Annotated in this window: 1 rRNA gene; it reads left to right on the top strand. The window is 53.8% G+C overall.

Annotation, left to right across the window (positions count from 1 at the left end):
- A 16S ribosomal RNA gene (locus tag AAEY83_RS17140) occupies window positions 1-251 on the top strand; the annotation flags it as partial.

Here is a 251-nt window from a genome sequence, read left to right as displayed (position 1 = left end):
TAACTCCGTGCCAGCAGCCGCGGTAATACGGAGGGTGCGAGCGTTAATCGGAATTACTGGGCGTAAAGCGTACGCAGGCGGTTTGTTAAGCGAGATGTGAAAGCCCCGGGCTCAACCTGGGAACTGCATTTCGAACTGGCAAACTAGAGTGTGATAGAGGGTGGTAGAATTTCAGGTGTAGCGGTGAAATGCGTAGAGATCTGAAGGAATACCGATGGCGAAGGCAGCCACCTGGGTCAACACTGACGCTC

Source organism: Psychrobacter sp. TB20-MNA-CIBAN-0197 (genome assembly GCF_040309765.1).
In the GTDB taxonomy this organism is placed as follows: Bacteria; Pseudomonadota; Gammaproteobacteria; order Pseudomonadales; family Moraxellaceae; genus Psychrobacter; species Psychrobacter submarinus.
Note: the sequence above shows the minus strand (reverse complement) of the source record. Positions and strands in the feature narration are given on the sequence as shown.